The sequence below is a fragment of the Citricoccus alkalitolerans genome (assembly GCF_039528175.1).
In the GTDB taxonomy this organism is placed as follows: Bacteria; Actinomycetota; Actinomycetes; order Actinomycetales; family Micrococcaceae; genus Citricoccus; species Citricoccus alkalitolerans.
Map to the genome: position 1 here is coordinate 1,291,002 of NZ_BAAALH010000002.1, position 23,654 is coordinate 1,314,655.

The window sequence follows — 23,654 nt, forward strand, 5'->3', positions numbered from 1 at the left end:
CTGCTGTTGCTTCTACTTCCGCAGTGACTCCGCGATCTGCTGCATGATCGTGGGATCGGACAGGGTGGACGCATCGCCCGGATCGCGGCCCTCGGCCACGTCCTTGAGCAGGCGGCGCATGATCTTGCCGGAGCGGGTCTTGGGCAGCTCCGGCACCACCAGGATGTGCTTGGGCTTCGCGATGGCCCCGATCTCGGAGGCCACGTGGGCCCGCAGGTCGGCCTCGGTCTGGACCGGATCGACCGCTCCGTCCGCCTGAGATTCCTCGGTGAGGATCACGAATGCCACCACCGCTTGGCCGGTCGTGGCATCGGTGGCGCCGACCACGGCTGACTCCGCCACGATCGGGTGGGACACCAGGGCAGACTCGATCTCCGAGGTGGAGAGGCGGTGGCCGGAGATGTTCATGACGTCATCCACACGGCCGGTGACCCAGACGTCCCCGTCCTCGTCCCGGCGGGCGCCGTCCCCGGCGAAGTACATGCCCTCGAACCGGGACCAGTAGGTCTCCTTGAAGCGCTCGGGGTCGCCCCAGATGCCGCGCAGCATGGCCGGCCACGGATCCCGGATCACCAGGAACCCGGCACCGGCGCCCTCGAAGGACCGGCCGGTCTCGTCCACCACGTCCACGGTGATCCCCGGGACGGGGGTCTGCGCCGAGCCGGGCTTGGTGGCCGTGACCCCGGGCAGGGGTGAGATCATGTGGGCGCCGGTCTCGGTCTGCCACCAGGTGTCCACGATCGGGGCCGGGTGTTCCTTGCGGGCACCCGGGGTGACGGAGCCGTCGTCGTCCTTCGTCCCCGCGCCGGCGTTGCCGCCGATAACGTCCCGGTACCACATCCAGGCCTCGGGGTTGATGGCCTCCCCGACGGATCCGAGCACGCGGATCGAGGACAGGTCGAAGGTGTCCGGCACCTGCCGGCCCCACTTCATGCACGTGCGGATCGCGGTGGGGGCGGTGTACATGATGCTGATGCCGTACTTGGCCACGATCTCCCACCAGCGGCCGTTGTGCGGGAAGTCGGGGGTGCCCTCGTAGATCACCTGGGTGGCACCGTTGATGAGGGGCGCGTAGGCGACGTAGGAGTGCCCGGTGACCCAGCCGACGTCGGCGGTGCACCAATACACGTCCGTCTCGGGATGGAGATCGAAGGTGTCCCGGTGGGTGACGGCGGTCTGCACCAGGTATCCGCCCGTGGTGTGCAGGATGCCCTTCGGCTTGCCGGTGGTGCCGGAGGTGTAGAGGATGTACAGCGGGTGCTCGGAGTCGTGCCAGACCAGCTCGTGCTCGTCTGACTGCTCGCCCAGCGCGTCGTGCCACCACAGGTCCCGGTCTGCCGTCCACTCCACGTCCTGCTCGTTGCGCCGGACCACGAGGACATGGGCCACGGAATGGCCGGGCTCGGCCAGCGCGGCATCCACCGCCGGCTTGAGCATGGAGGGCTTGCCGCGCCGCCAGGAGCCGTCCGCGGTGACCACGAGCTTGGCCTCGGCATCGTCGATGCGCGAGCGCAGGGCATCGGCGGAGAAGCCACCGAAGACCACGGAATGGACCGCACCGATCCGGGCGCAGGCCAGCATGGTGATGACGGTCTCGGTGATCATCGGCATGTACACGGCCACGCGGTCGCCCTTGGTGACGCCGAGCGACTCGAAGGCATTGGCGGCCCGCCGGACCTCGGCAGCGAGTTCGGCGTAGGTCCAGGAGCGCGAGTCGCCGGGCTCGCCCTCGAAGTGGATGGCCACGCGGTCGCCCAGCCCGGCCTCCACATGGCGGTCCAGGGCGTTGTAGGCGGCATTGGTGGTGCCGCCGACGAACCACTTCGCGAACGGGGCGTCCGACCAGTCGAGCACCTCGGTGAAGTCCTGGTCCCAGTCCAGTACCTCACGTGCTTGGTGGGCCCAGTAGCCCAGCCGGTCCGCGGCGGCCTCCTCATAGCGCGCCGCCCCGGCCACGGCCTGCGCGGCGAACTCCGCCGAGGGCGGGAAGCTCCGGTGCTCGTGGGAGAGGGTGTCCATGGTGCCGCCGCCGTCGGCGGTTGCGGAGGCCGATTCGTTGGACGCTGTTGTGCTCATGCGTACTCCTTTGTGGCGCGGTCGATGAGGACCACCGTAAGAGCCTGGGGTGTAAGCAGGGTCACAGGTGGCTTCGTCTTCAGCCTAACGCCACAGTCGAGGGTGTGAAGCCGCGCACGTCAACTTGGGGGGACAGCGCCGGGTGCGACTGGTTGAATGGTGCGGAGACCATCCATCGGGGAACCGGCGAGCATCGTCCGGTCTGGATCAATCGCTGGGGAGTCGCCCGCTCCGGGTGGCACAGGAGGAACGACATGACCATCGCACCGGATTCAACCGCTACCGCACAGGCCGGTGGTCCCGGCTCTGGGCTGAGGCTGTCCAGCTGGGATGTCGGCTTCCTCGCCTCGGTCCTCGCGGTCCTCGCCGGGTCCATCGTCCCCCTGGCCACCTCGCGGTGGGGCCTGAACCTGTGGGGCAGCACCAACCTGTTCTTCCTCGGCATCGGCGTCCTGATGCCCCTCGTCGCGGCCGGCTTCATCCTGGCCCGCGCAGCCTCCGCGGGGACGTCCACCGGCGACGCCGGCCCTCGCCTCGGCTCGCTCAGCACCGAACAGTTCGCGCACGTCACGGCCTGGCTGGCGCTCTCCTACTTCTTCATCACCTTCGTCACCACCCTGGACCCCGTCCTGCTCATCGGCTTGGCCGGAGCCTTCGGGCTGGTGGCCACCTCACCGATGCGCTCCCTCATCGCCCCGCTCTTCGCCGGATCATCCGGAGCCGCCCGACCCACGGCATCCAGTGGCCCCGCGCGGGAGGCCCATGAGGAGCACCGGTCCTCGCCGGAGCCCACTGCGTCCCCTGAGTCCAGCTCGGGCGGCCCTTCACGGTCCGTGGCCGAGATCGAGGACGAGCTCGGGATGACCCGCGTTCGCCCGCGGCCCACGGCCGAGGCTGAGGCCTCGGCGACCGCCGCGTTCGGAGCACCGGCGGTCGACTCGGGAACCGCGGACCCGTCCCCTGGACCCGGTGGAGCGGACGAGGCGACGGCGACCTCTGCGCCATCAGGGCCGTCGGAACCGTTCCAGCCGTCTCCCTCGTCACCGGGGCCGGAAGTTCGGCACACGGCACCGATCGATCCGTTGGAATCCGGACCGGCAGCTCCGCGGGGCACGGAACCAGCCGAGTATGAGGCGTTCTGGTTCGCCGTGGGAACGCGACGGACGGCCATGAACCCTGAGGACGGCAGCCCGGCCTTCGGACTCGAACCCGGCGGCTGGATCCTGGCCCTCGAGGACCGTGGCCATGAGTTCCTCGTACAGAACACGGACGGCCGCACCGGCGTGCTGGAGGACCTCACGGACATCGAGCGCGCGTGACGGCCAAGCACTCCGCTCCGGCCGGCGTCGCCAGCGCCGGGGAAAGCACCCTCGCCCTGAAACGCCGCGCCCGGAAGATCAACCGCGTGCTGGCCGAGGCCTATCCCTATGCGGTCGCCGAGCTCGATTTCACCAACGCCTTCGAGCTGCTCGTGGCCACGGTGCTCTCGGCGCAGACCACGGATGTGCGGGTCAACGCGACCACTCCCGGGCTGTTTGCTCGTTTCCCGGACGCCGAGGCCATGTCCCACGCCGACGAGCGCGAGCTGCAGGACATCGTGCGGCCCCTGGGTTTCTATCGGAACAAGGCCACCGCCATCCAGGGCCTCTCCCGGGCCCTGGTCGAACGCCACGGCGGCGAGGTTCCCGGCACGGTGGACGAACTCGTGAGACTGCCCGGGGTCGGGCGCAAGACGGCTTTCGTGGTCCTGGGCAATGCCTTCGGGATTCCCGGGCTCACGGTGGACACCCACTTCGGGCGCCTGGCCCGGCGGCTCGGATTCACGGTGCAGGAGGACCCGGTCAAGGTCGAGTACGAGGTCGCCGAACTCTTCGAGCCGCGCGACTGGACCATGCTCTCCCATCGTCTGGTGTTCCACGGTCGCCGCGTCTGCCACGCCAAGCGTCCCGCCTGCGGGGCCTGCCCCGTCGCCCGCTGGTGCCCCTCCTTCGGGATCGGGGAGACGAATCCGGACGCGGCGGCGTCGTTGCTGAAGTACGAGCTGGCGCCGGGCCGGGAGGAGTTGCTGGCCAAGATGCTTGCCGGCGCCACCCGCGCCGAGCTGCGGGCCGAGGGCTACGGCCTGGGGGCATGATGCAGATCGACGGGGCGCTCGCGGACCTGCGGTCCCTCGTGGAGCGCTACGGGACCTTGGACCCGGGCCTGGCGGCGAGGCGGCCGTCTGCCCCGGACTCATCCCGGATTCCCGACGACGGCCGGGGCTGGGACTTCGGCCTCACCGTGGCGCCCCCGGACTCGGCCGAGGAGCCCTCGGACTCCGCCGTGCTGGTGTTGTTCGGGGCCCTGGACGGCCAGCCGGCACACTTCCACGGCACTGCTGTACCGGAGGACCTGGACCTTCTGCTCACCCAGCGGTCCTTCGCCCTGCGCCACCACCCCGGCCAGGTCGCCTTCCCGGGAGGTCGCCGGGACCCCGGGGACGTGGACTTCAGCGACTGCGCCCTGCGGGAGGCCGAGGAGGAGACGGGCCTGGACCGGAACGGCGTGCGGGTCATCGGCACGTTGCCGCCGGCCCCGCTCACGGTCTCGAACTTCCGGGTGCATCCCGTCCTGGGCTGGTGGGACCGGCCCTCCGAGGTCTTCGTGGTGGACGAGGGAGAAGCAGCCCGTGTGTTCCGGGTGCCCGTGGCCGACCTGGTGGACCCCGCCAACCGCATCACCACGTCCCTGTCCCGGGGAGCGGCGCGCGTCAACCGGCGTTTCAGAAGCCCGGCCTTCCTGGTCTCCGGCACCCTCGTGTGGGGCTTCACGGCCATCCTGATCGACCGGATCCTCGATCTGCTGGGGTGGACCCAGGACTGGGACCGCGGCCGAATCGTGGACATCACCGATTGGGACGCGTCCATGCCGGTGCCCCGCGCTGACCTGTCGGACGCCAGATCCTCCACAGACGACTGAACCCAGGCAGGTCCTCCACAACTGCCGGACTGTGAGGGGCATACCGGGGGGCCAGACGGACAGGCTGGGAACATGGCCGTCCGAGCATCCTCACCGTTGACCGTCCTGTTCGTTTCTCCACCGGATCGGGACGGACGGGTCCCGCATGGTCTGGTGGGCAGCACCCCACTCCTGTCCGAACTGCTGTGCACCGAGGTGGCCGCCTGTGCTGCCGCAGTCGGACACCGGCTGCGCGTCGTGCCACGCCCCGAGTGGATGGCCGCCGCGCACGGCCAACGGGCTGCCCCGCAGCCCCCGGCCCTCGTCCTCTGGGGACTCGCCCCGGGGGAGACGGACGGCCCGGAGACGCCGCCGGGATCAGACGGAGGACAGGAACGGCCGGAACCGCCGATCGTGGCCGTCACCCTGGACGGGTCGTCCGCGCCTCCGGATGCCCTCTGCCTGCCCTCCCGGTCTCAGCAGCTCTGTCGCCTCCTGGCGCGGACCCGTCCGGCGAACTCCGAGCCACCCACCCGGGGGCGCGCGGCGGTGGTGGTCCACGATGGTCCGGGCGCGGACGGGGACGAGCACTGGCCCGGGCTTTCCTGGGCCCTGGCACTGCTGCTGGGCGGCCCCGGTCGTGGCCTGCTCGTGGATGCCCAAGGTCCTCAGGGGAGTCTGAGTGCACGGCTTCGTGCCCTGGCCCCTCCTGTGGATCGATGCGTGAGTTGGGACGGGATGCAGGAACTGCCGGTTCCCGGACCCGCCCTGGCCTCACACCTGCCCGGGGCCGGTGGCGTGCGGTGGTGGGGCTGGACCTCATCGGAGTCCGCTGACGGCCCTTGGAGGGGCGAGGACTGGGTCCAGGTGGCCGTGGAGACGTTCCCCTGGACGGTCGTCGACGTCGGCAAGGACCAGGACCTGGCCCGTGACCGGGCCGAACGCGGGATGGCCCTGCTGGTGTGCACAGATCGCGGACCGGCGGCCGGCCGGCAGCTTCCGGCCGACGTGCTATTGCAGGTCACGCCACGCCAGCGGCCATCACGCGCCTCAGGGCACCGGGACGTCCGTCGAGGAACAGTCCTGGCGAGGGAACCCATCGGCTCTGTGCGGGTCGAAGCACGGGATTGGGACGGTACGTCGCTGGCCTCCTGGAGTCGGTCGAGTCGGCGCGGTTCCGCCCGAAGGCTGGCCGCGCAGGTCGACCTACGGCTGGACCGAGCCGGGACCCTGGAATCCGGCCGGCCCGTGGCCGGACGGGCACTGCGATGAGCCGCGGATGGTCGCCGGAACCACCATCCGGAGCAGGTCGGCGCCTTGCCGGAACCTCAGCGGGACGGCAACGGGCCCGCCGGTGGCTCGCCGGCCGCCTCGCAGACCCCGCCCGTCACCAGGACCGCAGTACTCGTCGGCCCGAGACCGTGCCGCCGGAGCTGGCAGCCGAGGCTGTCCGCCGGCACTTGCCGGTGACCACCCCGCAGGAGGCATCCGCCCAGATGACGGCGCTGACGGACGATCTCACCGGGCTGGGCCCACTCGCTGGCCCAGCACGGGCATCCGGCGTCACGGATGTCCTGGTGGACGGCTCCGGAACCATCTGGACAGACGGCCTGGACGGCCTCCGGGACACGGGCCGGTGCCTGCCGGCCGACGACGCCCGCCGGTTGGCCGTCCGGTTGCTGGCCCAGGGTGGCCGGCGGCTCGACGAGGGCCAACCGTTCGGTGACGCACAGGTCACCGGTGCCCGGGTGCACGCCATCCTGCCGCCGCTGGCCTCGGGCGGAACCCAGATCAGTGTCCGGTTGGCCGCACCGGAACCACCGCGTCTGGAGGACCTGGCCCGGCGCTGGCCCCACGGGACGCGGTGGCTGGCCGCCGTGCGGCAACTGCTGCACACTCGCGCCAACCTGCTCATCAGCGGGGCCACGGGTTCCGGGAAGACCACCCTGCTCTCCGCGGTGCTCTCGGAGGTCCCCGGGGACGAACGGATCATCACCGTGGAGGACACCCGTGAGCTGCGCCCGCGCCACGGCCATGTGGTCTCGTTGCAGGCCCGTTCCGGCAACTCCGAGGGCGCCGGCTCCGTCGAGTTGTCCGAACTCGTCCGGCAGGCACTTCGGATGCGGCCCGATCGACTCGTCGTGGGAGAGTGCCGTGGGGCGGAGGTCGCGGACTTCCTCGCCGCCATGAACACCGGCCACCGGGGCGCCGCCGGAACACTGCACGCCAACTCCGCCTCAGATGTCCCGGCCCGACTGCAGGCAATGGGCGCACTGGCCGGCCTGGGGTCGGAGGCCCTCGCGCTGCAAGCCTCCAGTGCGGTGGGTGCGGTCCTTCACCTGGAACGAACCGATGCCGGACGGCATCCCGTGGAGCTGGCCGTCGTGGACCGGGACGCCGCCCGGACTGGCACACTGCGCGTCATCCCGGCGCTCTCCCTGGTCGGAACGGCCCTGACCGCCGGGCCCGGCCAGGGGATGCTGGACGGTCTGTCCGCTGCCGAGGTGCATCGAGACCCGGGGTTGCGGCGGAGCGGGGGCCGGCATGCGATCGGGACCTGAACGACGAAGCCGGTGGTGGTCCCGGTGGCTGCAGTGGATCCCGGGGCACGCACGGCGCCGGCGTGAGCACGAGACCGAGGAATTCGTCGCCCTGCTCCGCCGGGCGGCCGCCCTGTTGCAGGCCGGCCGTCGCCCGGAGCGGGTCTGGGCGGAACTCTCGGGGCTTTACGAGCGGTGCCAGGGCGGGCCACAGGAGTTAGGCACGCCGCGTCGGCCATCCAGTCGGGCGGGATGCTGCCTGCACCACGTCCTGGTCTCGGCTGACCTGGAGAACATGCTCGGCGGCGAGCCGTTCGCTGCCGTGGAGGCACTGGGGCAGGGCCGCCACTGGCGCCAGCTGGATGGATGCCTGGCGGTCTCCCACCACGCCGGGATTCCGCTGGCCGGGCTGCTCGAGCGTCTGGCCGACGCCCTGGAGGAGGGTCAGGACGCCCAACAGGCGCGGGACGCGGCAGCAGCCGGCCCGCGCTCCACAGCACAACTGCTGGGCTTCCTGCCGCTCGCCGGGATCGCGATGACGGCCCTGGTCGGGGGGCCGCCCACCGAGTTGCTGGCCGGCACCCTCGGCTGGCTCGTGATCGGCACCGGAGTGGGATTGGCCGTGATCGGTCATCTCTGGACCCGCGCACTGATCCGCCGGTCGGAGGAGACCACATGACCACGAGCAGGACCGTCCGGCCCGGCGCCTCGGCAGCACCGGACACCTTGGACGCCGCCTTGGCAATGGACCTGGTGGCGGGACTGCTGGAGACGGGGCAGAGTCTCGTCTCCGGTCTCGACCTTCTGGGCACCCATGTTCCCGGGGCGGCGCCGGTCCGGCGGGTGGCCGCCCTGCTGCGCGCCGGTGTCGACTGGGATGATGCCTGGTCGGCCCATGAGCCCGAAGCCAGCGACCCCGACCTGCAGGAACTGGCCGGCGAGCTCCGCTTCGCCCACCTCACCGGAGCGCCCACGGCTGCCCTGTTGCGTTCTACAGCGTCGACGCTCCGCCGCAACCGGAAACGCCGGGCCGAGCAACGGGCCGCAGAACTGGGCACCCGGCTGGTCCTGCCACTGGGGCTCTGCCAGTTACCCTCATTCCTCTGCCTGGGTGTGGTCCCGCTCGTCCTGGCTCTGCTGCCGTGAAGCCCGCCTCGATGCCCGCCCGGACGCCTTCACGCGGGGTCCACCAAGGGACGACCGTCCACCGCTGGAAACCCAGCGCAGTCCTCCACACCGCCCCAACACGCCCCAGCCGTCCAGATCCGCCAGTCTCCGCACCCCACGGAGGAGAACACCGACGGAGGCTGGAAGCAGGCGACCACACCGGCCGCCATCACACCAGAGGAGACGCCATGACCACCACACTGCAGCACGAACACCATGCCCCGCGAACGGCCAGCGGAGTCCACCGGCCGGGAGGTACCGCCAGCACCACCAGCATGACGGACAGCGCCTCCACCGTCCCCGCCGTGCAGGGCCGCCACGGCACGGCCCCGGATTGGGGCGATGAGACCGGTGCACAGACAGCCGAATACGGCATCGTCACGCTCGCCGCGGTCGGGTTTGCCGGCGTCCTGGCCGTCGTCCTCGCCGGGTCCGATGTGCAGGGACTGCTGCTGGACATCGTCAAGAACGCACTCAGCTTCGGCTGAGGACCCTCCACCGGGTACCGGGTTCCGCCGACACCCCTCCCGGCGGGGCCCGGTATCCGGGGCAGACCCGGCCGATCAGGCGTGGATGGAGCCTGCTGAAACCCGCCGACCACCCGCGCTGTTCCCGCCCCTCCCGAGCGAGACCCCAAGACACGAGGAAGCCATGGACCGCCGTCCTCCGACCGAACATCTCCCCTTGACCGGATCTACGGGGCCAGGCCGTTCCGCTGCTCCTGGCCCCACCAGATTTCACGGCCCTCCCGCCGATTCCGCACTCACGCGGCAGCCCGAGCGCCCCTCCGGTCCCGCCGGTACTGCCGGTGCCGAACGGGGGTCGGTCACCGCGGAATACGCGGTCATGCTGCCGGCCGCTGCCCTGGTGCTGGTGGGCGCCCTGCTCGCCGGTGCCGCAACCCTGCAGCAGGTCCGGCTGGAGGAAGCCGCGGCAGCCTCGGTCCGCGAGCTGGCCCGGGGAGAGAACGAGGCCGACGTCCGTTCCACTGCCCGGCGCATGGCCGGTGAGGCGACGGAACTCAGCAGTGACCGGAGCCTCGGCTGGGTGGCTGTGACCGTGGCCCACGCCCCTCCCGGGCCCCTGGCGTGGTGGGACGGGTGGGAACTCGAGGCCACGGCTCACGCGCCGGACCAGTGGGCCGTGCCTCCCACGGGGGCACCATGAACCGGGCGACGGCACGCCGGTCGAACGAACACCACGAACACCACGAACAGGGAGAGCCAAGCGGACAGGACGAACGAGGTGAACAGTGTGAACAGGGCGCCGGCAGTGTCACCGTGCTGGCCACGGTGTTCCTGACCTTGGCGCTGCTGGGAGCCACGGCGGCGTTGGGCACCGCGGCCACGGCGGCGGCACGAGCCTCCGGAGCCGCGGATCTCGCGGCGCTCGCCGCCGCCGACGCCGCCCGTGGACTGGTGCTGGCCGATCCCTGCGTCCTGGCTGCCCAGACGGCCGCTCGCCACGGGGCCACGATCACCGAGTGCGCTGCCGCCTCAGACGGCACCGTGCGCGTGCGCACCCGCTATGAGTCGGCACTGCCGTGGTCCTCCGAAGGGATGGCCAGGGCCGGACCGCCAGCGCCAACGGTGCCGCGATGAGCGGCGGCCCGCAACGATCGTGCCGCCGCGATCCGGACGCCCTGCAAAACGAACGTCAGCAGGGTGGCGGCTCCTTCCTTGTCCAGCGGGTTGTTGCGGTTGCCGCACTTCGGGGACTGCACACAGGACGGGCAGCCCGTGGAGCAACTGCAGGAGAGCACCGTGTCCAGGGTGGCCTGCAGCCAGGTCGCGGCCTCCGTGAAGCCCTGCTCGGCGAACCCGGCACCGCCAGGGTGACCGTCGTAGACGAACACGGAGGGCTGACCGGTGTCCGGGTGCAGGGCCATGGATACCCCGCCGATGTCCCAGCGGTCGTTCGAGGCCACGATGGGCAGCAGCCCGATCATCGCGTGTTCGGCGGCGTGCAGAGACCCGGGGAGCCGGTCCATCGTCAGGCCGGCGGCCACGAGCACCTCCGAGGGGCAGTGGAACCAGACGGCCGTGGTGAAGAGGTCCCGGGCGGGCAGCTCCAGGGGCTCCTCGCCGAGGATCTCACCGGAGACGAGGGCCTTGCGCTGGTAGGACACCACCTGGGTGGTGACCTTCACCGGTCCCGTGCACCACTGCAGGTCACCGGCGTCCACGCGGTGGACGGTGTCCAGGATCTCGATCTCGGTGATGTCCCGGGCCTGCGTGAAGAAATCCGGCCACGCCCGCGTGACCAGGACGGCGTGGGCATCCTCGTCAAGGTCTTCCACCAGGTACGTCCGGTCCTGGTGGACGTACACGGCACCGGGGTGGGCCTGGTAGTGGGTTTGCGGGGAACCCATGGAGCCCAGCAGGGCGCCGGTCTCGGTCTCGATGATGTTCACCGGTCCGCCGCCGTCATCCCGCAGGGACACCAATCCGGCGGCATGCTCGGGGTGGGTCCAGAACCAGCCGGCCGGACGGCGCCTCAGGTAGCCCTCCTCGGCGAGCTGTTCCACGAGTCCGCGGACTTCCTCCGGGTCTCCGAAGTCACCGAGTCCGCCCGGGACCAGCGGGAACTCGGCGGCCGCGGCGCACAGGTGCGGGGCGAGGATGTGCGGATTGGTCGGGTCCGTGACCGAGTCCTCCACGGCCAGTTCGAAAACGGCTTCCGGGTGGTGCACCACGTAGGTATCCAGGGGATCGTCCCCGGCCACATAGAGCGCCACCGATTCCTGCCCCGACCGTCCGGCGCGTCCCACCTGCTGGAAGAACGACGCGCGGGTGCCCGGCCAGCCGGCCACCAGCACTGCGTCGAGTCCGGCGATGTCGATGCCCAGCTCCAACGCCGGCGTGGAGGCGACGCCCAGCAACCGGCCGGTGCGCAGGGCCGTCTCCACCTCGCGGCGCTCCTCGGGCAGGTAGCCGGCTCGGTAGGCCGCCACCCGGGGCGGCAAGGACGGGTCCACCTCCGCGAGCTCACGTTTGGCGGCGGAGGCCATCGCCTCGGCTCCGCGGCGGGAGCGGATGAAGGCAATGGTCCGGGTGCCGGTGACGGCCAGGTCGGCCATCATCCCGGCCCCCTCGGCCGTGGCCGAACGGCGCACGGGTGCGCCGTTCTCGCCGCGCCGGTCTGTGAGCTCCGGTTCCCAGAAGCCGACCGTGACGGCCCCGTGGGGGGAGGCGTCCTCGGTCACGGCCACCGCGTCTGCCCCGATCAGGCGCGAGAAGGACCCGGCCGGGTCGGCACTGGTGGCCGAGGCCCCGATGAAGACCGGTCCCGGGATGCCCGGGACCTCGGTCCCATCCTGGCGCCCAGACCGGTAGTGTGCGCAGACCCGGGCCAGCCGACGCAGCAGCACCGCCACATGGGAGCCGAAGACCCCGCGGTACACGTGGGCCTCGTCCACTATCACGAAACGAAGCCTCCGGAAGAACCGGGACCAGCGTTCGTGGTGCGGCAGGATTCCGACGTGCAACATGTCCGGGTTCGTCAGCAGCACGTTCGCGTGTTCGCGCGCCCACTTTCGGTCGGCGATGTCCGTGTCCCCGTCGTAGGGGGCCGGCCGCAGCCAGGTCGCGCCGTCCCGGGCCAGGGCGCGCCAGGCGTTGAGCTGGTCGGCCGCGAGCGCCTTCGTGGGGGACAGGTAGAGCACAGTCCCGGTGGGGTCGTCGTGCAGGGCGGTCCCGGCGGCGAGCTGGTAGCCGAGGGATTTGCCCGACGCCGTTCCCGTCGCCAGCACCACGTTGGTCCCGGCGGCCGCGAGGCCAGCCGCTTCGGCCTGATGCTTCCAGGGCTCCAGTGCCCCGGAGCCCCCGAGTGCGTGGATGAGGTCATCCGGGGTGCCCTCCGGCCAGGGCACAGTGATGGCCCGCCGTTCGGGCAGGTGCCGGACGTGGAGCAATTGAGGCGGGATGGAGCGGCGGCCAAGCGTGCGGCTCAGGGCCTCCGCGTCCCGGGGGTCATCCGTGCGTGGTCCACCGGCTGGCTGCCCGGCCCTGTCCCCGTGGCCGTACCGGGGGTGTTCCCGGCGGGGGTCCACTCAGCCGGCGTCCGAGTGGGACGGATTCTCGGTATCGTCCTCCAGCGCGCCGTAGACGGTGACGTCGGCGAGCTCGGTCCAGCCGAGGTGGCCGTAGAGGGCCTGTCCGTCGGCACTGGCCACGAGCAGGCCTTCCTCGACGTCGTGCTCCAGGGCCAGCGAGGCGAGGTAGCGCATCACCAGCGAACCGAGGCCCTGCCGGCGGAAGTCTGGGGAAGTCCAGATGCGGTCGAACACGGCGTAGCCGTCCACGGCGGCCACCCGTCCGCGGGCCGCCACGGCGCCCTCGCCCTGGGGATGCTCATCCGTGCTGGTGATGGTCACCAGGAACCAGTCCGGATTCTTGCGCTCCACGGAGGCCTCGAACTCCTCTGGCACGATGGGGGCCTCGACGTCCTGGCCTCCCATGTCCGACACCATGAGCTTCTCACCGGTGGAGAGCGCCTTGAGGGGGACGCTGGCCGGCACGGTGGGCGGCGGACCGACCACGGTCAGCAGTCGACCGGGATGGTTCTGGACCTCGGCGGACACGGCCTTGAGGGCGGTCTCGTCCGGGTGGGCCAGGACGTACTCCCAGTCCTGTCCGTCACCGGCCTGGACTCCACTGCGCAGGGATGCGTGGACCACGCCGTCATGTTGCACGTCGTAGTTCCGGCAGCGGGACCAGCCGGTCACCCAGGTGCTGACCAGCGCGTCATTCAAGGCAGAAGTCATGGGACGAGACTAGCCCGAGCCGGAGGGTGCCCGCACGCGTCGGACCAACATCCGGGTCAAATCGTCACGTGTCCGTATCCTGCGGCTCCCGTGCACGGCACTGTCCCCGGACGGACCTCGTGGGTGGGAGCGTCCCGGACTACCCTTGATGCGGTGAGCCAGTCCAAGATCGCACTGTATTACCGCTTCGCCCCGTTGGCCGATCCGGAGGCCGTACGCCTCTGGCAGCACGCCTTGGCCTCGCGCTGGGAGCTGACCGGGCGCATCATCGTGTCCCCGCACGGGATCAACGGCACCGTGGGCGGACCCCTGGACGCCGTGAAACAGTACGTCAAGACCACCCGAACGTACGGTCCGTTCGCCGGTCTGGACGTCAAGTGGTCCGACGGCTCTGAAAAGGACTTCCCGCGGCTGTCCGTCAAGGTGCGGCCTGAGCTGGTGGCCTTCGACGCCGAGGACGAGATCGTCGTGACCGAGCACGGCGTGCAGGACACCGGCGTGCACCTGACGCCCGAGGACCTGCACCGGCTGGTCGAGCAAAAGGAGTCCGCCGGGACCCCCGTGGTGTTCTTCGACGGGCGCAACGCCGTGGAGGCGAAGATCGGCCGATTTGCCGGGGCCGTGGTGCCGGATACCGTCACCACCCGGGACTTCATCTCCGAACTGGATTCGGGCGTCTATGACCACCTCAAGGACCAGCCCGTGGTCACCTACTGCACCGGCGGGGTCCGCTGTGAGGTTCTGACGGCACTGATGCACCACCGCGGCTTCGGGGAGGTCTACCAACTGGACGGCGGGATCGTGAAGTACGGGGAGGTCTATGGTGACTCAGGCCTTTGGGAGGGATCCCTGGCCGTCTTCGACCAGCGCATGCGGGTCCAGTTCTCAGACCAGTCCGCGACGATCGGCAAGTGCACACTCTGTGCTGGTCCCACCTCGCAGCTGCGGAACTGCTCCGATCCGTCCTGCCAGACCCTGGACACCGTGTGCGATGCCTGCTCTCTCGCCGTCCCTGACCGCACTTGCGCGGTGTGCCGGTGAGACGCCAGGTTGCCGGACTGGCCCTCGCGGGGCTGCTGCTGACCGGTTGTGGGGCACCTGACCCGGCGGATACCCCTCCCCAGTCCGAGGATCAGCTCCGGGCGATGCTCCTGACCATGGACGAGTATGGGTTGGAGGGAGCCGGCGGCCCGGGGGAGCAGATCGACCCGAGCCTGATCGCGACCGTGGTCGACGACCCCTCCCAGGCTGAGGGCGCCTGCGCCGACGCACTGCAGGCCCTGCAATCCGCCTCGTTTGAGACCACCGCCGGTGCGGCCGAGGCCGTCAGTGTGGTGGAGGGCTACGAAGACGCCTATCTGCCTCCCGTCCTGTCCGCCGCACTGTTCGCCCGTGAGGACGGAGACGGGCCGGAACCGGGACCGCTCTACACCGCGGTGGGCCGGGACTGCGAGGGCGCGGAACTGCGCCAGGGTGAAGCCACTGTCACCGTGGCGCCCCTGCCCGGGGACCGGGACGGCCTGATGGCACACAGCAGCGGAGACGAGTTGCTCGGGGACGCCAGCGTGACCATCGCGGTGGAGACCGTGGGCCATCACCACGTCATGGTCAGTGGCATCCTCGTTGACCCGGAGACCGTGGTGGCGGCCTTCGACCGGCAGGTCGAGAAACTCCGGCAAGGACTCCTCGCGGCAGCACCGTGAGGCAGCGCGGCGAGGGGCGCAGCAGTGATGCGAGTGCGGCCCCGGCCACGCACCACAATGGAGTCATGACCGATCCGCGTCCCAGTACCGCCAGCACCGAGCAGCCCTTCAACCAAGCGATGGTCGACCCGCCGCGGTGGGACCGGGCTCCCGCCACCGTCCCCGCCACCGTGCCCGTCGCCGACGCCGCAGTCGCTGCCCTGGCCGTCGATCTGCGCGCCCTGCCCTACACCACGGAGGCGGTCGGGGATCTGCTGGGGGAGATGGCCATCGCCGCGCTGGAGCGCGAGCAGGCCGAGCCGGCTCGCCGCCGCCTCGCCCAGGTGCTGCACGACGCCGGCGCGCCCGGCTCCGAGCGCGCGCTCGCCGCCATCGTCTCCTGCTGGATGCTCGGCGACCCGGTGCCGACCGCCACGCTGGACGCCGCCCTGCCGACGCTGACGGCCGCCGGTGCCGCAGAGCTCAACCTGGGCTGGCTCCGGGATGATGACTTCCGCCCGGTAGTCGACCTCTCGCCCTACTCGACGGATGACCTCGGGGACGTCTGGGTGGCCAGCGACCAGACCGCCCTGCAGACCCGGACCACCTTGCCTTCCTGGCACGTACTCGGCATCGGCCGGGCGTCGATGACCTTGGCGGGCAACGTGATCCGCCGGCCGGTGGACCAGGCACTCGACCTCGGCGCCGGCTGCGGCATCCAGACGCTGCACCTGCTGACCCATGCCGACCACGTCACCGCCACGGACCTCTCCGTCCGGGCGCTCGAGTTCACAGCCTTCAACCTGGCCCTCAATGCCGAGGCACTCGGCCTGGACCTGAGTCTGACAGACGTTCCGGAGCGGGACGGTCCGCCGCAGGGCAACCGCGGACGCTTCCCCCTCACGCTCGGCGGGCGCGTGACCCTGTTGCAGGGGGACCTGCTGGAGCCGGTGGCCGGCCACCGCTTCGACCTGGTCGTCTCCAACCCGCCGTACGTCATCACTCCCCGCTCGGGCTCGGAGCCGGACCGGTTCACGGGGGAGGTCGGTGACGGAATCAGCACCTACCGGGACGGCGGCCGCCCCGGAGACCGGTTGCTGGCCGAGCTCGTCGCCACGCTGCCGGAGCACCTCGAGCCCGGCGGCATGGCGCAGATGCTCGGCAACTGGGAGATCCACGGCCGCCCGGACGGTGCCTGGGACGGCACCACGGACGGCAACTCAGGTGACACCACGGATAGAGCCACGGACGGCGTCACGGAGGGCGCATCGGACCGCGTGGCCGGGGCCGCCAGCCCCCAGCTGCCCGGATGGGAGGTGCGCCCCCGCTCCTGGGTGCCCTCCGGCGTCGACGCCTGGTTCATCCAGCGTGATCTCCTGGACCCGGCCGGCTACGCCGAGACCTGGTTGCAGGACTCCTCCGAGCAGCTCGACCCGGCGAGGTATACAGCGGGGTACCGGCGTTACCTGGAGGACTTCGGAGAACGGGGAGTGGCTGCCGTCGGGTTCGGGTACGTGTGGTTGCGCCGGCCGGCCGCACCGCGGGCCGGCCGGATCCGCACGGAAGTCCTCGAGTCCGAGCTGCAGCAGCCGTTGGGCCCGGCCTGGGGCGAGGCGGTGGACCGCTGGGACCTGGTAACCGGAGACGCCGAAGGCACCGGGGGCCTGACGGCGCTGAGGGGGCTGCATGTCACGGTCCCCGGGGATGTCACCGAGGAACGCCACCAGCGCTTCGGCTCCGACCACCCGGAGATCATCCTGGCTCGTCAGGGCGGCGGTTTCCGGCGTACGGCGCATGTGGACACCGCCACCGCCGGGTTTCTGTCCGCAGCGGACGGCGAGTTCTCAGTGGGGCAGCTGACCGGTGCGGTGGCCGGACTTCTGGACCTGGACGAGAAGGGGGAGCGGGCCCTGGTCACTGCCGTGGCGGAGCTGCTGACGGACGGATTCCTGACCGTTACCGCACCGATACCGTCCGGAATGTGAACGAGGACACGCTAAATCTGAAAGAACTGCCTAGAATCTTGGTCCATGACTGAACTAGACACCGCTCCGACCCCCGGAGGCGGAACGGTGCCGGCCGCCCGACGGCCGGTGGTCATCTCGGATCCCCAGGCCATCCGGGCCCTGGCCCACGAGGCACGGCTGGAGGCACTGGAGGAGCTCTACGCCTCGCAGTCCACCCGGACCGCGACCGAATTGGCCTCCCGGTGCGGCCTGACCCCCTCCGCCATGAGTTACCACCTGCGAGCCCTGGAGAAATACGGCTTCGTGGAACGCTCGCCCTCGGAGGGGGACGGCCGTGAGCGGCGCTGGAAGGCGGCTGGCTACTCGCTGCTCGTCGACTCCCTGAACCACACCCCAGCATCCAAGCAGGCGTTCATCGATGTCCAACTGAACACCTTCCGGGACCGGATCATGAAGGAGGTGGCCCGCCGCGAGACCGAGGACAAGCTCCTGCGCCAGGCGGCGGAGGAGGCCGTGGCCACCGCCCAGGACGCCAACGCCCCCCTGGACGGACGGGACATCGGCGCCCACGAGCCCGGCCGGCGCCGGTCCCCGGTGCTGTCCACCGGCATGGTGTTCGTCAACGCCGAGCAGCGCGCCGAGTTCCAGCGCCGCCTCGCCGCGCTGATCGACGAGTTCGAAGAGCTCAACCCCGCCTCCGAGCGCTCGGTGGATGCCGAACGCGTGTATTACCTCGTCTCAGTTCTGGCAGACTCGGCCCCGGAAACCCCCGGTCACACCTGATCGGGAGTCCGGGGCGCGCCGACGGTCGAGAACCGGGGGCGCGGTGCCGTTACATTAGTAGGGCACCGGGCGGTCCGCCTGGAAGTCACAGGCGGCCATCCACTGGGCCAGCCGGGCCCGGCGGACCTGTCCCCGCCCGGCGACGAAAAGGAGCCCGAGTGTCTGAGAAGACGTCCAAGAAGACCACCTCCTCCGGTGACGGAACGAAATTGGTCATCGTGGAGTCCCCCGCCAAGTCCAAGTCCATCGCCAAGTACCTCGGCGAAGGGTGGGTGGTGGACGCATCGGCGGGTCATATCCGGGATCTTCCGCAGCCGTCGGACCTGCCCGCGGACATGAAGAAGGGCCCCTACGGCAAGTTCGCCGTGGACACTGCCAACGGCTTCGATCCGTATTACGTGGTCTACCCGGACAAGCGGAAGCGCGTCGCCGACCTCAAGCGGCTGCTCAAGGACGCCTCCGCCCTCTACCTCGCCACGGACGCCGACCGCGAGGGCGAGGCGATCGCATGGCACCTGCTGCAGGAGCTCAAGCCGAAGGTCCCCGTGTACCGGATGGCGTTCACCGAGATCACCAAGGAGGGCATCACCCGCGGTCTCGAGAACGTCCGCGAGATCGACGCGGACCTGGTGGACGCCCAGGAGACCCGGCGCATCCTCGACCGGCTCTTCGGCTACGAGATCTCCCCGGTGCTGTGGCGCAAGGTCCGTCAGGGCCTGTCCGCGGGCCGTGTGCAGTCCGTCGCCACGCGTCTGGTCGTCGAACGCGAGCGCGAGCGCATGGCGTTCGTGCCGGCGTCGTACTGGGACCTGGACGGTACCTTCACCGCCAACGAGGGCAAGGGCTCCGGCGAGTCCTTCACCGCGCGCCTGAACTCGGTGGACGGCCAGCGTGTGGCCACCGGACGGGACTTCGATGACCGGGGCCAGCTCAAGAAGTCCGCCGCCGGCAAGGTCGCCACCCTCACCGAGGCCACGGCCACCGCCCTGGCCGCGGGCCTGCAGGGAGCCACCTTCACCGTGGACTCGGTCGAGGACAAGCCCTACACGCGCCGGCCGGCCGCCCCGTTCACGACCTCCACGCTCCAGCAGGACGCCTCGCGCAAGCTGCGGTTCTCCTCACGCGTGACCATGCAGGTGGCGCAGCGGCTGTACGAGAACGGATACATCACCTATATGCGTACCGACTCGGTGATGCTCTCGGACGAGGCCATCATGGCGGCGCGCCGGCAGGCCACCGAGCTCTACGGACCGGACTCCATCCCGCAGGCCAAGCGGATCTACAAGGCGAAGAACGACTCGGCGCAGGAGGCCCACGAGGCCATCCGCCCCGCCGGTGACTCCTTCCGCACCCCCGGGCAGGTCTCCGGTGCCCTTCGGGGCGAAGAGTTCCGCCTCTATGAGCTGATCTGGAAGCGCACCATCGCCTCCCAGATGGCCGACGCCAAGGGTTACACCGCCACCATCAGGCTCAGCGGTACCGCGCTCGAGACCCCTTCCTCCGCCGAGATGGCCGGCCGGCTCGCCGGCTTCAGCGCCTCGGGCACCGTCATCACCTTCCCCGGTTTCCTCGCCGCCTACGAGGAGGGGCGCGACGCCGGCTCCGAACCCGCCGAGGGCGCCTCCGGTTCCCCAGGGGGCACTGGCGGCTCGGACAGCAAGGACAAGCGCCTGCCCGAGGTGGCCTCGGGGGAGTCCCTCACCGGGACGGACGTCATCGCCTCCGGCCATGAGACGTCCCCGCCGCCGCGGTACACGGAAGCCTCGATCGTGGCCGAGCTGGAGAAGCGGGAGATCGGCCGCCCCTCGACCTTCGCCCCGACCATCTCCACCATCATGGACCGCGGGTATGTCACCAAGCGCGGCAGTGCCCTGGTCCCATCCTGGACGGCCTTCAGCGTGATACGGCTGCTCGAGGAGCACTTCGGCAAGTACGTCGACTACGACTTCACCGCCCGTATGGAGGACGACCTGGACCGGATCGCCGCCGGCGAGGTCCAGCGTGAGGCGTGGCTGCAGCACTTCTACTTCGGTGCCGAGTCCACTGCCGAAGGCCTCAAGGCCGTGGTGGACAACCTCGGTGACATCGATGCCCGTGCCGTGAACTCCATCCCGGTGGCCGAGGGAATCACGCTGCGCGTGGGCAAGTTCGGTCCCTACCTGGAGAAGGACATCCCGGAGGGCTCCCCGGAGGGCACCGACCCCGAACGCGCCAACGTCCCCGAGGACCTGCCACCGGACGAGCTGACCGCGGAGAAAGCCGAGGAGCTCTTCGCGACCGCCGGTCCGTCCGAGCGCGAACTCGGGACCGACCCGGAGACCGGGCGCATCATCATGGCCCGGGACGGCCGCTTCGGTCCCTACGTGACCGAGGTCATCCACGAGATGAACGAGGAGGAGCTGGCGGCCTGGATGGAGGCCCAGCCCACCGAGTACTACAAGAACGGCAAGCCCAAGCCGAAGAAGAAGCCGGCCAAGGAGAAGCCGCGCACCGGCTCCCTGTTCAAGTCGATGTCCATCGAGACCGTCACCCTCGAGGACGCCCTGAAGCTGATGAGCCTGCCCCGAGTGCTCGGCCAGGACGCTGAAGGCGTGGACATCACCGTTCAGAACGGCCGCTTCGGTCCGTACCTGAAGAAGGGCTCGGACTCGCGGTCCCTCGAGTCCGAGGAGCAAATCTTCACCATCACGCTGGAGGAGGCCCTGGCCATCTACGCCCAACCCAAGCAGCGCGGGCGCGGGGCAGCGAAGCCGCCGCTGGCCGAATTCGGTGAGGATCCGACGTCGGGCAAGAAGGTGGTGGTCAAGGATGGGCGCTTCGGTCCCTACGTCACGGACGGGGAGACGAACATCACCGTGCCGCGGGACATGGACCCGGAGGCCCTGACGGCCGAGCAGGCCTATGGGCTGCTGGCGGACAAGCGTGCCAAGGGGCCGGCGAAGAAGCCGGCCCGCAAGCCGGCGGCGCGCTCGAAGTCCACGTCCGGTGCCGCCAAGTCGTCCAAGAAGTAGCGGAAGAAGAAGGCAGACACCATGCGCCTGGGTGTGCTGGACATCGGGTCGAACACCGTCCACCTGTTGCTGGTGGATGCGCATCCCGGCGCGCGTCCCTCGGCGTTCGCCGACCACAAACGGTCCCTGTCCCTGCTCGACCACCAGGACGAGGGCGGACGTATCAAGGACTCCGGCCAGGATGCGCTGGTGACCTTCATCCGGGAGGCGGTCGCCTTCGCGGTGGCGAACGGTGCCGAGGACATGATCGCGTTCTGCACCTCCGCCATCCGGGAGTCCGGCAACGGCGCGGCGGTGCTGGATCGGGTCACCCGGGAGACCTCGGTGCACCTCACCGAGCTCTCCGGCGACCAGGAGGCCGCGATGACGTACTTCGCGGTGCGCCGCTGGCAGGGCTGGGACGTCGGTTCGATCCTGAACTTCGACATCGGTGGCGGATCCTTCGAGATCGCCTACGGCACGGATGAGCTCCCCAGCTACGCCGTGTCCATCCCGCTGGGCGCCGGCCGGTTGACCCGGGACTGGCTGCCCGCGGACCCGCCCACGCCGAAGTCCACCAAGAAACTGCGCAAACACATCAAGGCTGTGATCGCCGAGGCGGCCGAGGGATTCCCGTTGCTGACGGCGCCCGTGCTGGTGACCGGCACCTCGAAGACCTTCCGTTCCCTCGCCCGCATCACCGGCGCCGCTCCCTTGGCCGCCGGACCGTTCGTCAAACGACACCTGCGGCGGGAGGACCTCACCCTGTGGGTCAACCGGATGGCCGCGATGACAGCCAGGGACCGGGCCGGGTTGCCCGGTGTATCCGAGGTACGGGCGGCCCAGATGCTCGCCGGCGGCATGGTGGCGGAGGCCGCGATGGACGCGTTCGGCGTCACCCAGGTGGAGATCTGCCCCTGGGCCCTGCGCGAGGGACTGATCATGCGCCGGCTGGACGCCCTGATCCAGGAGGGCATCCTGGGACGGGAGACCACCCCGGGCGTCGGGAACGTCTACCTCAACCCGGACCCGATGCTGCCCGGCTTCTCCGTGGGGGTGACCAGTGACTGGACCGGCTGAGATCCCGGTGACCCTATCCTCGTCCTCCGTGTTCCCGCTGGGCACGCAGGACGTGTTCGCGATGGCCGAGGACCTCGGCTACGACGGGGTGGAGGTCATGGTCACGCACAACGCGTGGTCCCAGGACCCCGTGAAGCTGAACCGGCTGTCAGAGAAGCACGGCATGCCGATCCACTCGATCCACGCGCCGACGCTGCTGTTCACCCAGCAGGTGTGGGGTTCGGCCTGGAACAAACTGGCCAAGAGCGCGGACCTCGCCCGTGAGGTCGGAGCCGAGGTGGTGGTGGCCCACCCGCCGTTCCGGTGGCAGGGCAACTACGCCTCCGGCTTCGCCGAGGGCATCCGGGAGATCATGGACGCCACCGGCGTGCTGATCTGTGTGGAGAACATGTACCCGTGGCGGGCCGGTGGACGCGAGGCCAAGATGTACCTGCCGCACTGGGACCCGGTGCCGGAGGACTACGACTACGTCATCTGGGACTTCTCCCACGCCGCCATCGCCCAGGAGAACTCGCTCGACGCGATCCGCTCCCTCGGCGAAAGGCTACGCCATGTCCACCTCACGGACGGCACCGCCAACGGCAAGGACGAGCACATGCTCCCCGGTGACGGGGATCAGCCCGTGGCCGAGTGCATCGAGTACCTCGGGGCAACCGGCTGGGACGGCGCCGTGTGCGTGGAGGTCGGCACCCGCAAGACGAAGTACGCCGGGGAGCGCGAGGAGATGCTCATCTACTCGCTCGAGTTCGCCCGCCACCACCTCGCCGCCGGGGCGGCCCGCTCCGCCTCCGGCCGAGATCCAGAAGATCAAGACACCGTTGAAAGGTCCCCCCTTCCATGAACATCTCCCTGCTCGGACTCGGGAACATGAACGGCGCCATCCTGGCTGGAATGCTCGCCGCCGGAACGGACGCCGCCTCGGTGTCCGCGACCGGCCACTCCGCCGAGCGGGCCCAGGAGAACCAGGAGCGCTACGGGGTCACCGTGGCCGCCACCGAGTCCGATCCCGAGGCGAACCGCACCGCGGCCGCCGGGGCCGACATCGTGGTCCTGGGGGTCAAACCGAAGGACATCCTCGCCCTGTGCCGGGAGATCTCGGGGGCTTTGCGCCCCGGGACCGTGGTGGTCTCCGTGGCCGCCGGGATCCCGCTGGCGGCCATGGAGGCGAACCTGGCCGCGGGGCAGCCGGTGGTGCGGACCATGCCGAACACGCCCCTTACGGTGGGCATGGGTGTGGTCGGGCTGGCCGGCGGGACCGCAGCGACCGAGCACCACGTGGACCTGGCCGCCGGGCTCTTCCGCGGCTCCGGTTCGGTGTACCAGGTCGAGGAGTCCCAGCTCGACGCCGTGGCCGCCGTCTCCGGGTCCGGGCCCGCCTACGCCTTCCTGCTGGCCGAGCTGATGGCCGCCGGGGGAGCGGACATGGGCCTGGACGAGGAGCTGGCCAAGCACCTGGCTCGCGCCACCGTCGCCGGGGCCGGCCGGATGCTCGCCGAGCCGGAGGTGGACCCCGCGGCGCTGCGCCGGGCGGTGACCAGCCCCCACGGCACCACGGAGGCCGCGATCAACTCGTTCTTGGACTCCGGACTCGCCGACCTGATCGCCCAGGGGATGCGGGCCTCCGCCGCCCGCGGTCAGGCCATGAGCCGCGAATACGGGTCCTGAGT

General features: G+C 70.5%; 21 protein-coding genes. 18 read left to right on the plus strand and 3 right to left on the minus strand.

Annotation, left to right across the window (positions count from 1 at the left end; translation table 11 throughout):
• Positions 1-12: 12 nt before the first annotated feature.
• Positions 13-2,019 (minus strand): acetate--CoA ligase, encoded by a 2,007-nt coding sequence (locus ABD134_RS11730; protein ID WP_344230878.1) that lies wholly within the window; start codon positions 2,017-2,019, stop codon positions 13-15.
• A 311-nt stretch (positions 2,020-2,330) separates the two neighbouring features.
• On the opposite strand from ABD134_RS11730, the gene ABD134_RS11735 reads away from it, so the two are divergent.
• The 10 genes from ABD134_RS11735 (at position 2,331) to ABD134_RS11780 (ending at position 10,321) form a co-directional block, all read left to right on the plus strand.
• Complete coding sequence (locus ABD134_RS11735; protein ID WP_344229662.1) at positions 2,331-3,395, plus strand: hypothetical protein; 1,065 nt, start codon at positions 2,331-2,333, stop codon at positions 3,393-3,395.
• Complete coding sequence (nth, locus tag ABD134_RS11740) at positions 3,392-4,210, plus strand: endonuclease III (RefSeq protein WP_344229664.1); 819 nt, start codon at positions 3,392-3,394, stop codon at positions 4,208-4,210. The genes ABD134_RS11735 and nth overlap by 4 nt, the downstream gene beginning before the upstream one ends.
• Complete coding sequence (locus ABD134_RS11745; RefSeq protein WP_344229666.1) at positions 4,207-5,034, plus strand: NUDIX hydrolase; 828 nt, start codon at positions 4,207-4,209, stop codon at positions 5,032-5,034. The genes nth and ABD134_RS11745 overlap by 4 nt, the downstream gene beginning before the upstream one ends.
• A gap of 153 nt (positions 5,035-5,187) precedes the next feature.
• Positions 5,188-6,285 (plus strand): hypothetical protein, encoded by a 1,098-nt coding sequence (locus ABD134_RS11750; RefSeq protein WP_344229668.1) that lies wholly within the window; start codon positions 5,188-5,190, stop codon positions 6,283-6,285.
• Complete coding sequence (locus ABD134_RS11755) at positions 6,282-7,574, plus strand: TadA family conjugal transfer-associated ATPase (RefSeq protein ID WP_344229669.1); 1,293 nt, start codon at positions 6,282-6,284, stop codon at positions 7,572-7,574. The genes ABD134_RS11750 and ABD134_RS11755 overlap by 4 nt, the downstream gene beginning before the upstream one ends.
• Positions 7,558-8,232, plus strand: coding sequence for a type II secretion system F family protein (locus tag ABD134_RS11760; protein WP_344229671.1), 675 nt, complete (start codon positions 7,558-7,560; stop codon positions 8,230-8,232). Before ABD134_RS11755 ends, ABD134_RS11760 begins: the two co-directional genes overlap by 17 nt.
• On the plus strand, positions 8,229-8,699 hold the full coding sequence (locus ABD134_RS11765; protein ID WP_344229673.1) for a type II secretion system F family protein: 471 nt from the start codon (positions 8,229-8,231) through the stop codon (positions 8,697-8,699). The genes ABD134_RS11760 and ABD134_RS11765 overlap by 4 nt, the downstream gene beginning before the upstream one ends.
• Before the next feature lie 209 nt (positions 8,700-8,908).
• Positions 8,909-9,208, plus strand: coding sequence for a DUF4244 domain-containing protein (locus ABD134_RS11770; protein WP_344229675.1), 300 nt, complete (start codon positions 8,909-8,911; stop codon positions 9,206-9,208).
• Between the two features lie 163 nt (positions 9,209-9,371).
• A complete protein-coding gene (locus ABD134_RS11775; RefSeq protein WP_344229677.1) occupies positions 9,372-9,887 on the plus strand; it encodes a TadE family type IV pilus minor pilin in 516 nt (171 codons plus the stop codon).
• The gene (locus tag ABD134_RS11780) at positions 9,884-10,321 is read left to right on the plus strand and encodes an Rv3654c family TadE-like protein (protein ID WP_344229679.1); all 438 of its coding nucleotides are present in this window, start codon (positions 9,884-9,886) and stop codon (positions 10,319-10,321) included. The genes ABD134_RS11775 and ABD134_RS11780 overlap by 4 nt, the downstream gene beginning before the upstream one ends.
• On the opposite strand, the gene ABD134_RS11785 is transcribed toward ABD134_RS11780, so the two are convergent.
• Positions 10,246-12,672: a DEAD/DEAH box helicase gene (locus ABD134_RS11785; RefSeq protein WP_378108307.1), complete on the minus strand. Its 2,427-nt coding sequence runs from the start codon at positions 12,670-12,672 to the stop codon at positions 10,246-10,248. The two genes, ABD134_RS11780 and ABD134_RS11785, sit on opposite strands and share 76 nt — an antisense overlap.
• Before the next feature lie 99 nt (positions 12,673-12,771).
• Positions 12,772-13,485 carry a GNAT family N-acetyltransferase gene (locus tag ABD134_RS11790; protein ID WP_344229683.1) on the minus strand — a complete coding sequence of 238 codons (714 nt, stop codon included), beginning with the start codon at positions 13,483-13,485 and terminating at the stop codon, positions 12,772-12,774.
• A gap of 153 nt (positions 13,486-13,638) precedes the next feature.
• On the opposite strand from ABD134_RS11790, the gene trhO reads away from it, so the two are divergent.
• The 8 genes from trhO to proC all read left to right on the plus strand — a co-directional run bounded on the left by trhO (position 13,639) and on the right by proC (position 23,652).
• Entirely contained in the window at positions 13,639-14,526 is an 888-nt protein-coding gene (gene trhO, locus ABD134_RS11795) for an oxygen-dependent tRNA uridine(34) hydroxylase TrhO (RefSeq protein WP_344229685.1), read from the plus strand.
• The gene (locus tag ABD134_RS11800) at positions 14,523-15,188 is read left to right on the plus strand and encodes a hypothetical protein (protein ID WP_344229687.1); all 666 of its coding nucleotides are present in this window, start codon (positions 14,523-14,525) and stop codon (positions 15,186-15,188) included. Before trhO ends, ABD134_RS11800 begins: the two co-directional genes overlap by 4 nt.
• Positions 15,189-15,253: 65 nt before the next feature.
• The gene (locus tag ABD134_RS11805) at positions 15,254-17,152 is read left to right on the plus strand and encodes a DUF7059 domain-containing protein (protein ID WP_344229689.1); all 1,899 of its coding nucleotides are present in this window, start codon (positions 15,254-15,256) and stop codon (positions 17,150-17,152) included.
• A 45-nt stretch (positions 17,153-17,197) separates the two neighbouring features.
• The gene (locus ABD134_RS11810) at positions 17,198-17,917 is read left to right on the plus strand and encodes an ArsR/SmtB family transcription factor (protein ID WP_344229691.1); all 720 of its coding nucleotides are present in this window, start codon (positions 17,198-17,200) and stop codon (positions 17,915-17,917) included.
• A 158-nt stretch (positions 17,918-18,075) separates the two neighbouring features.
• Positions 18,076-20,928, plus strand: coding sequence for a type I DNA topoisomerase (topA, locus tag ABD134_RS11815; protein ID WP_344229693.1), 2,853 nt, complete (start codon positions 18,076-18,078; stop codon positions 20,926-20,928).
• 21 nt (positions 20,929-20,949) lie between these two features.
• Positions 20,950-21,987, plus strand: a complete 1,038-nt coding sequence (locus tag ABD134_RS11820) for a Ppx/GppA family phosphatase (protein ID WP_344229695.1) — start codon at positions 20,950-20,952, stop codon at positions 21,985-21,987.
• 7 nt (positions 21,988-21,994) lie between these two features.
• The gene (locus ABD134_RS11825) at positions 21,995-22,828 is read left to right on the plus strand and encodes a sugar phosphate isomerase/epimerase family protein (protein WP_344229697.1); all 834 of its coding nucleotides are present in this window, start codon (positions 21,995-21,997) and stop codon (positions 22,826-22,828) included.
• Complete coding sequence (gene proC / locus ABD134_RS11830; RefSeq protein WP_344229699.1) at positions 22,825-23,652, plus strand: pyrroline-5-carboxylate reductase; 828 nt, start codon at positions 22,825-22,827, stop codon at positions 23,650-23,652. The genes ABD134_RS11825 and proC overlap by 4 nt, the downstream gene beginning before the upstream one ends.
• Positions 23,653-23,654 lie beyond the last annotated feature (2 nt).